Origin of the sequence: Nostoc sp. (assembly GCF_036916985.1) — a bacterium.
Taxonomy (GTDB): Bacteria; Cyanobacteriota; Cyanobacteriia; order Cyanobacteriales; family Nostocaceae; genus Nostoc.
This window is the reverse complement of sequence record NZ_JBALFD010000040.1, coordinates 36,858-44,847: the sequence shown is the minus strand read 5'-3', so window position 1 is coordinate 44,847 and position 7,990 is coordinate 36,858. Positions and strand designations below refer to the sequence as shown.

Sequence of the window (7,990 nt, the reverse complement as noted above, 5' to 3'; positions counted from 1 at the left end):
AATTTGTTAACTCTTCCCCATCCCTTTTCCCTTTTCCCTTTAACCTTTCCCCCGTTTTCTTCGGGGTATGGTTCATCGGTTCTCCCCTCGGAATTTCTTGGGGAGAACTCTTTCAATCTGCCAAACTCTTACTCTAGGCTGGATATCCCTAAAATTCCCCGACGCCACAGCAAAAAGTTGCCGTGCGAAAGCTGCACTCGACCCCATACGCTCTAACACTGCGCTCTTGGGGCGTTCTCTATTTGTCATGATATTTTCCCCTGATAACTCGGTTGACAAGTTCAGAGGGGGTTGCATCAGTTATCAGTTATCTAATCTTGGACTCTACTCCCAACTGATAACTGGTAACTATTATTCGCGCTACTACTGCTTTTAACTACAAAATTCGGGATATTTCTTAACCAAACTTAACTTTACCTAAAATTTATGAATTTCGACAGCAAAAACACACCGCAGGGAATGGACTTTCCAGGCGGCAGACCCTATAATGGATCTGGTAGCGCGGTAAAAACTCCCGGACAATTTAGTAGTCGCACCAGTGGCCAAACTTTAGCGACAACTTCTTTTGTTCCTTCGAGATCAAACCCGCTCTAGATCAATATGAAATTTGCAATACGTAGAAAGCGCGACTCCTTAGTGGCGCTTTCTGCATTAAACAGTTTTACTGTTGTATCTTCACCTCCATGCCTCCTTTTAATTAGCTTGATTTTACAGAAGTTCTGGTCGTCTTACTCGGTCGAGGTAAGAGCTTTCATTCAAATGTATTCGCAGAAGATATTTGGTTTAGGTTAAGATACCTAAACACAAGCTTTTCAAAACAAACCCATTGAATTAATCAGTGATCAAAAATACCCGCAGGCGGTGTTCCTTGGTTGACGTTGGTCAAGTTCTTTCACACTTTTATGCTCAAGCTAGACCGGATAATGTACTAGAGATGCGTTAAATCTCCCTATTAAGATGTAGCATTTAAATCAATATAGCCTAGAAAGGTAATTTGAGAACCTAGCTTCAGTTAATAATTGTGAATTTTGTAGATATTTTAAGTAATAAGGAGTAAAATGTAACTTAATGTATACCTACTTACGTAAGGAAAAGTCGGCATGAATTCAAGCCAAGTTTTAGACGTAAAAAGAGTATTAGCTGTATTAGAAGAACAAGTATTTCAATCTACGGGAAGGTATTTAACAGAAGTAGAAAAAGTTCTTATTAAGGGAGTTTGGGATAGTAAAGATTATAAAGAGATGGCAAGTGATTCGGGGTATAACGCATACTATTTGCAGCAGAAAGTAGCTCCACCACTATGGAGTATGCTTTCAGTAATTATTGGTGATGGAGTGAAAGTAACAAAAATATCTTTGAAATCTATTTTGCTTAAGCTAGCAAAGAGCGATTATCGGAAGGAAGAGGCATACAGATTGGATAACGATAGTTTCGTTGGCAATATTAGAATTTATGGGGAACTACCTAAAATAAAATCTTTTTATGGACGAAAGGATGAAATTAACTATTTTAAGAAACAAATTACTCTATTTAAAGAACGCTGTATAGTTTTTACTGGAGTTGGAGGAATAGGAAAAACTTTATTAGCCTCTAGATTGGTTGAAGAAATAACTTTTGATTCTTTAAGTAGTATATATGAATGTATAATCTGGAAAACAATTAATCATTCTTTGTCAATTGATGAGTTAGTCATTGATTTAAATAAAATTTTTCAAGTAGACATAGAAGCAAGTGAAAACTCTTTTATAGATAGCATATCTTTACTATCAAAACAGCTTCACTTACATCGTTGTCTACTAGTAATTGATGGATTTGAAAAGCTATTGTTAGCCGATGATTTTGGAAAAAGATTACAATATGAAAAATTCCTTTTAAAACTTACAGAAGGGAAGCATGAAAGCTGCATTATTATAACAAGTCAGTTGCCTTTAAAAGAATTTGCTTCTGTGACTACAAAACTACCTATTCGCTCTTTTAAATTAGAAGGTTTAGATGTAAACGCTGGAATGCAAATATTACAAGAAAAAGGTTTAACTGGACAGGAATGTAAGCGATTAATTGAAAATTACTCTGGGAATCCATCAAGTTTAGAAGCGTTGGCTGATAGAATTAATCGTTTTTTTGAGGGGAGTGTGAAAACATTTTTTAGATATCAAACTACTATGATTGATCCTCAACTTGAAACAATGCTACATCAGCAATTTGGACAAGTTGGACTTTTAAGTAATCTTCAAAGGCAAATAATGATTTATTTGGCAGAAGAAATGTCAGAAAACTCGACTCCTATTCAATTCTCTAAACTCATTGATAATTTAAAAGAGCGAGTAGATTTCAAGTTGTCAGTTTTTGAACTAATAACAGCAATAGAAGTTTTAGAACAACGCTCGTTAATTGAAATTGCTGGTAAATCAAACAAACGAGAAGCTAGTTATAGTTTACAAGCATCTATTAAGAAGTATATTTTAGTTGATCCATTGGGATTAGTGCATAAAATACCAGATACAATACAAACAAGGGAAGTTACCTTGTGGGCTACTGCATAAATCCTCTTTGTACCCAACGTTATAATCCTGATAGCGCTGAAAATTGTTTAGCATGTGGAAATCCATTGATAATAAACGGGCGTATTCGTTTGCTACGCCCGTTGCGTTCTTTGGAGCAAAATCCATATACTTACACAGATGTCTTTGAAATTGAGGATATTGGCACAGAAGAACATCCTCAGCCTCAAATAAGAGTAATGAAAGTATTAAGATGGATTGATGATTCTAAGTTAGTTGAGCTACTTAAAAGAGAATCACTCATATTACAAATCTTAGACCATCCTGGAATTCCCAAGTCTAATAGGGAAGATTATTTCACATTTAGGCTGAATGATAATCTTCTAGAACTACATTGTCTAGTTATGCATAAGTTTGAAGGAGAGAATTTAACTCAGTGGGTACAATCTTATGGACGAATTAGCCAAGAAATGGCTTATGAATGGTTATTGCAGTTGATGGAGATTCTTGATTTAGTTCATCGGTCTGGTTTCTTTCACAGAGATATCAAACCAGAAAACATTGTTCATCAACCCGACGGGAATTTAGCACTTGTTGATTTTGGTGGAGCAAGACAGCTTAGTAGAACCTACTTTGCCAAAGTCAGTACCAGTGGAGGAACTACTACAGGATTCGGTAATGGTTACGAAATAACTGCTGTTAGGACAGCTTGTTACTCTCCCTTAGAGCAAATTCATGGACAAGCCGTACCACAGTCAGACTTTTACGCTTTAGGTAGAACTTTTGTTTACTTAGTCACAGGTATTTCTTTAATTGAAATCAAAATGGACGAGCAGACAGGAAGACTAATTTGGAGAGATAAAGCACTTCACATAGATAAATTTCTGGCTGATTTACTTGATGATATGATGGCTCCTTTTGTTGGGCAGCGCCCACAAAGTACTCAAATAATAATACAGCGTTTGGAGCGCTTACCTAATCAATCAAAGTTTAATCGAGTAATTAAATCAAAGCCGTTTCAACTGAGTGTGTTTGTATTAGGTTTATTAAGTATTGTTGGTTTGATATATGCATCCCTACCTCTAGTAGCAAAATATTATTTAGATTCCGGTAAAAAAGCTTATAAAGAAAATCAAATTGACCAAGCTGAGAACGATTTTCAAAAAGCAGTATATTTGAATACTAGCTTAAAATACACAGTAGCAGATTATTTTTTAAATCAAGGTAAAGAAGCTTATAAAGAAAATAGGATTGCTGATGCTGAAAAAGACTTTCAAAGAGCAATAAAGTACGGACATAATTTAAATAATTCAGTCTCAACTTTTTACTTTGAGAAGGGTTTACAGCATCAAAATAACCCTAAGATTGCTAGAAAAAATTACGAGCTAGCTATAAAATACAACCCGAAAGACGATACTGCATATAATAATTTAGCAATTGCATGTCAGCAGTTATATGACTATAATTGTGTTAACAAAACTTACGAAATAATTTTTAAGTTAAAACCTAATAAATGGGAATCACATTACGGATTAGGTGATTTTTATGATGGACAGGGAGAATATGATTTAGCAGAAAAGCAATATGAAATTGCTATTAGAAGTAGCGATCAAGCTATATTTGCAGTTGCAGCTTTAGCAAGGTTGAAAAATAAAAAAGGGGATTATAAAGCGGCAGCTATTTTAGCTTTAAACTGGTTACAAAAAACTAATAATAAAGAGTTACAAGCATCGTTATATAAAGATTTAGGATGGTCAAGGTTAATGGAAAATAAGTTAACTGAAGCCGAAAAGTATCTAGAAAAAGCGACAAAGTTAGATAGCGAAAGAACAGATGCATATTGTTTGCTATCTCAAATAGAAGAATCATTAGGTCAACTTAATTACGCCAGAGCTTATATAGATGCTTGTATCTTGACTAAATCTAGTCTACCAGAGGTGTTTCGCTGGAGACAAGAACTGCTAGATCGGATACTTGATAAATGATAAGATGCTCAAACAAATTATGTTTGTAAAACAATGAAAAAGCTGATGTTTTTTGAGGGAATTTGCTGTTTAACTTCTCTAATACTAATTCATCTACCATTGCTAGCAAATGTACCGCTCATAAGAGTAAGAAGAAATCAGGTTCATTGTGATCCACAAATGGGAAGGATAATAAGTAAGGGTCACAAGCACTTGTCAGCAGGCAGCTTAATTTGTAAGGGAGATACGATAGAAGTTGTGAATGGTGATTATGTAGAATTTTTATGCTTTAGTTCTGGAAACATTTTAAATTTATCTAGTGGAACTATTCCTCTTGATAAATGTGCAGAACCTGACGAAGCCTTATCCACTTGCAATCCAACCAATACTAATGCGTGTCACATACGAAAAGGTGGCACAGAAGGGAGAGATGAGCCAACAATCATTTCTCCTTATAGCACATCAACATTGAATTCCCGTCCAGAAATAACTTGGACTGCTGTTAAGGGTGCTACTTCTTACAAAGTCAAAGTAAAAAGTTACGAGTTTGGATGGGAAAAAGTTGTAAATCAAACTCGGCTTGCCTACCCAAGTGATGAAAAAGAATTTCAAGCGGGTACTCCATATACAATAGATGTCTTTGCATATATTGATGGTCAAGCTTTTAGCTATGATGAAACGTTTGTGGACGTATTGTCTGTAGCAAAGCAAGAACAAATTGCACAAAAGATTAAACGCATCAAAGACTTAGGGCTACCTCCAGATGAAACTATTCTTGACGTAGATGCTATTTATACGGCAGAAAATCTTTTAAATGAAACAATTGAGATGTTAAAAATGGCAACAGCAACTAATAGCCAAAATCCGACTCTTTACAGAGTACTGGGCGATCGCTATTTGAAGGCCAAGTTACCAAATGAGGCGAAACCCGAATACCTGACGGCAGCTGAGTTAGCCAAAAGCAGTAAGAATTCCAAAGAGTTAGAAAAAGCCCAATCAGGGCTAAAATTAGTGGAATTTTACAACCAGCTTCCAACCAATAGGAACCCACCCCAATAATAAGGCTTTTTATATTTAGGATTTGACAGTAAACTCAATTGCGCCTGACGTAGTGCTTCTGCTTTTGGCAAGCCATTGTTCAAACCTTTATAAAATTCTTGCATAAGCAAAGCGGTAGAATCGGCATCCACGCGCCACAAAGTAGCAACAGTGCTACGCGCTCCTGCTTGGGCAGCCATTCCCGCAATGCCCATTGCTGACTGCTTGTTGCCTTTAGCAGTTTCGCAGGCGCTGAGAACAAGTAACTCAATTGCATCTTGACTATTTTCGGTTTTACCTCTGATTAAGCTGTCAAAGTCTCTAATATTAATTAGCTTGTCATAGGCTACTAGTACTGTTTTGAGTGGGTCAGAACTGAATTGACCGTGGGTAGTAATATGTACAATAGGAAAATTATTTTGAGTTAGTTCTTCTTTGAACCTTTTCAGGGTAAACTTATCGTCTAACAAGGCTACTGATGATAAGGTTTGTCTTTCTACATTTTCTACTTCTTGTTTAGAAGGGAGCAAATTCTCCATGTCTTTAGGTGCATTTGGATCTGTAGAACTGGGGCTGACTTTTGAGAGTCCAGCTATTAAAGCTATCATCTGGTTTTGATGCAAGACTCTAGGTTGTCTAATTCTGGAACCTAAAGTTTCGGCAAGACTGTAACGCTCTATTAGATAATGTTTTCCATCATATAATAATGCCATTGGTATGCTTTGAAAAGATTTATCTAAAGTGAATACGAGTGTTCCTGATGTGGGTAGATATGTTTGAATTGGTGTAATTAGCTTTTCATAAATTCTTTGAGAATAAGTAGTAATGCTACTTTTGTCAACCTCAGAAAAATTCTCATTTTGTAAAGCTTCTAAAAGATGATCTATCTGGAATCGAACTAGTTTAGATTCAATAGAATGGTGGTGAAGTGAGCCATCTGTTGACTGAGCAATTACTTCTATAGTATCCCCTAAATCAATAATGTGAATTACTGTTGGGGCGCGATTGAGGTTCTGAAGCTGATTCAAAGCAACAAGGTCAAGCTTGCCACATCTGAGAAAGTTTTCTAAGCGTGCTATCTGCAATCCTTCATTTATCTCTATTACTCTTTTTAAATCAGGATTAGGTGATGTTAAGAGCAATCGCATATAATTACGATATGTCGGCTCCATTTCTGACTGAAAAGAGAACTGCAAATCTCCGTTAGTTGACAAAAGACTATCACGCACTGAAGTCATGTTTGCGATCGCAGCATTATAGTTCTGAATCGCTAACTCAGTTTTTCCCTGCTTTTGGTAAATTAGTCCTAACTGCTGCTGCCATTCGTAAGCAATATCCGAAGCACGAATTGATTGAGCGAATCCTAAAGCCTTCTGAAAATATGCCTGTTTTTGTTCTGTTTGAGTTGATAATTTACCCAAAGTACCAAAACTATAGGATAACCATCGGATACTATTAATAGTTTCAGCCATTTTTAAGGCTAATTTACTATATCGAATCGCTACTGATTTCAATTGTTCATCTGGGATCTGGTTGAGGTTATTAGCAAAATTCAACCGAGCATGAATAGATGGCTCAGGTGATAACTCCAAAAAGGCAGAAGAATTTTCATCTATTTGATTTACCAATACTCGGATCTGTTGATTAACTTTCTGATGAAGGTTCGCTTGATTTTGTTGATGACTGAGCCATTGTTCCCAACTGATCAGTAAAGTTAAGTGATTCAACTGAGCTTGCAGTTTAGCTGATTTGGAGATATTTGGTATGTTTTCTAGTGTTTGATAATACCAGAGTGATTTTTGCGCTTTTTGTGGAATAATGTTAGCAATCTTCTCTCGAAAAAGTGGTTCCTCTATCCAAGAATATTTATCTTGTAATTGCTGATAAATTGTCTGTTCAATATTACCCAGAGACAGATAAATACCACTAATCTTTGATGAAGATACAAGTTTTGCTAGCGTTAACGTTTCTTGTAGAACTATTTCAGATTCATTTAACTGACCCAAAATCCGCAAGACTTCTCCGAGATTCTGTAATCCAAGCAAGTTAATTGATGTTGCTTTCTGCTTACCAATTAATGTCGTGAGTTGCTCCTCTTGAGCAAGAGCAGGTTGCTGCAAAGTCGTGTCGCAAATACCTAGATTTGTATTCAAATTTAAAGCTTCTAAAAGTGTATTGCAAGCTTGTTTATGTAATCCTAATGCTTGGAAAGCAAGGTTTTGATCAATCAGGCTTTCCGTAATCCCCTCTTGGTCGTTTAGTTGGCGATAAATTTTCGTAGATTCCTGCCAAGTTTTGAGAGCTTCATTCGCCTGATCTAGAGCTAATTGTTCGTGACCTGATGAAGTCAGGGATGCTGCTTGATTTTTGAGAAATTCTTTTTCTTTTTTTACAGTCTGGGCAGGAGAAGATGATTGAATTACAATTAGAGACAGCCCAATAACGCATGAAAAGAGATATTTAAAGCAAGGTTGAGGTAAGATCATT

At 36.1% G+C, this 7,990-nt stretch carries 4 protein-coding genes; 3 read left to right on the top strand and 1 reads right to left on the bottom strand.

Annotated elements, in window-relative coordinates; translation table 11 throughout:
• Positions 1 to 1,100: 1,100 nt before the first annotated feature.
• Genes V7L07_RS14485 through V7L07_RS14475 form a run of 3 tightly spaced genes read left to right on the top strand, consistent with a single transcriptional unit; the run spans position 1,101 to position 5,524 of the window.
• Positions 1,101 to 2,543, top strand: a complete 1,443-nt coding sequence (locus V7L07_RS14485) for an NB-ARC domain-containing protein (protein WP_335058872.1) — start codon at positions 1,101 to 1,103, stop codon at positions 2,541 to 2,543.
• Entirely contained in the window at positions 2,528 to 4,486 is a 1,959-nt protein-coding gene (locus V7L07_RS14480; RefSeq protein WP_335058870.1) for a protein kinase domain-containing protein, read from the top strand. Before V7L07_RS14485 ends, V7L07_RS14480 begins: the two co-directional genes overlap by 16 nt.
• A gap of 33 nt (positions 4,487 to 4,519) precedes the next feature.
• Positions 4,520 to 5,524 carry a hypothetical protein gene (locus tag V7L07_RS14475; RefSeq protein ID WP_335058868.1) on the top strand — a complete coding sequence of 335 codons (1,005 nt, stop codon included), beginning with the start codon at positions 4,520 to 4,522 and terminating at the stop codon, positions 5,522 to 5,524.
• On the opposite strand, the gene V7L07_RS14470 is transcribed toward V7L07_RS14475, so the two are convergent.
• A complete protein-coding gene (locus V7L07_RS14470) occupies positions 5,485 to 7,989 on the bottom strand; it encodes a CHAT domain-containing protein (protein WP_335058866.1) in 2,505 nt (834 codons plus the stop codon). The genes V7L07_RS14475 and V7L07_RS14470 overlap by 40 nt on opposite strands.
• Between the last annotated feature and the right edge of the window lies 1 nt (position 7,990).

Excerpts from the sequence above, each read along its gene's own strand:
- V7L07_RS14485 (WP_335058872.1), top strand. The coding sequence starts at position 1,101 with ATGAATTCAAGCCAAGTTTTAGACGTAAAAAGAGTATTAGCTGTATTA.
- V7L07_RS14475 (WP_335058868.1), top strand. The coding sequence starts at position 4,520 with ATGAAAAAGCTGATGTTTTTTGAGGGAATTTGCTGTTTAACTTCTCTA.
- V7L07_RS14470 (WP_335058866.1), bottom strand. The coding sequence starts at position 7,989 with ATGATCTTACCTCAACCTTGCTTTAAATATCTCTTTTCATGCGTTATT.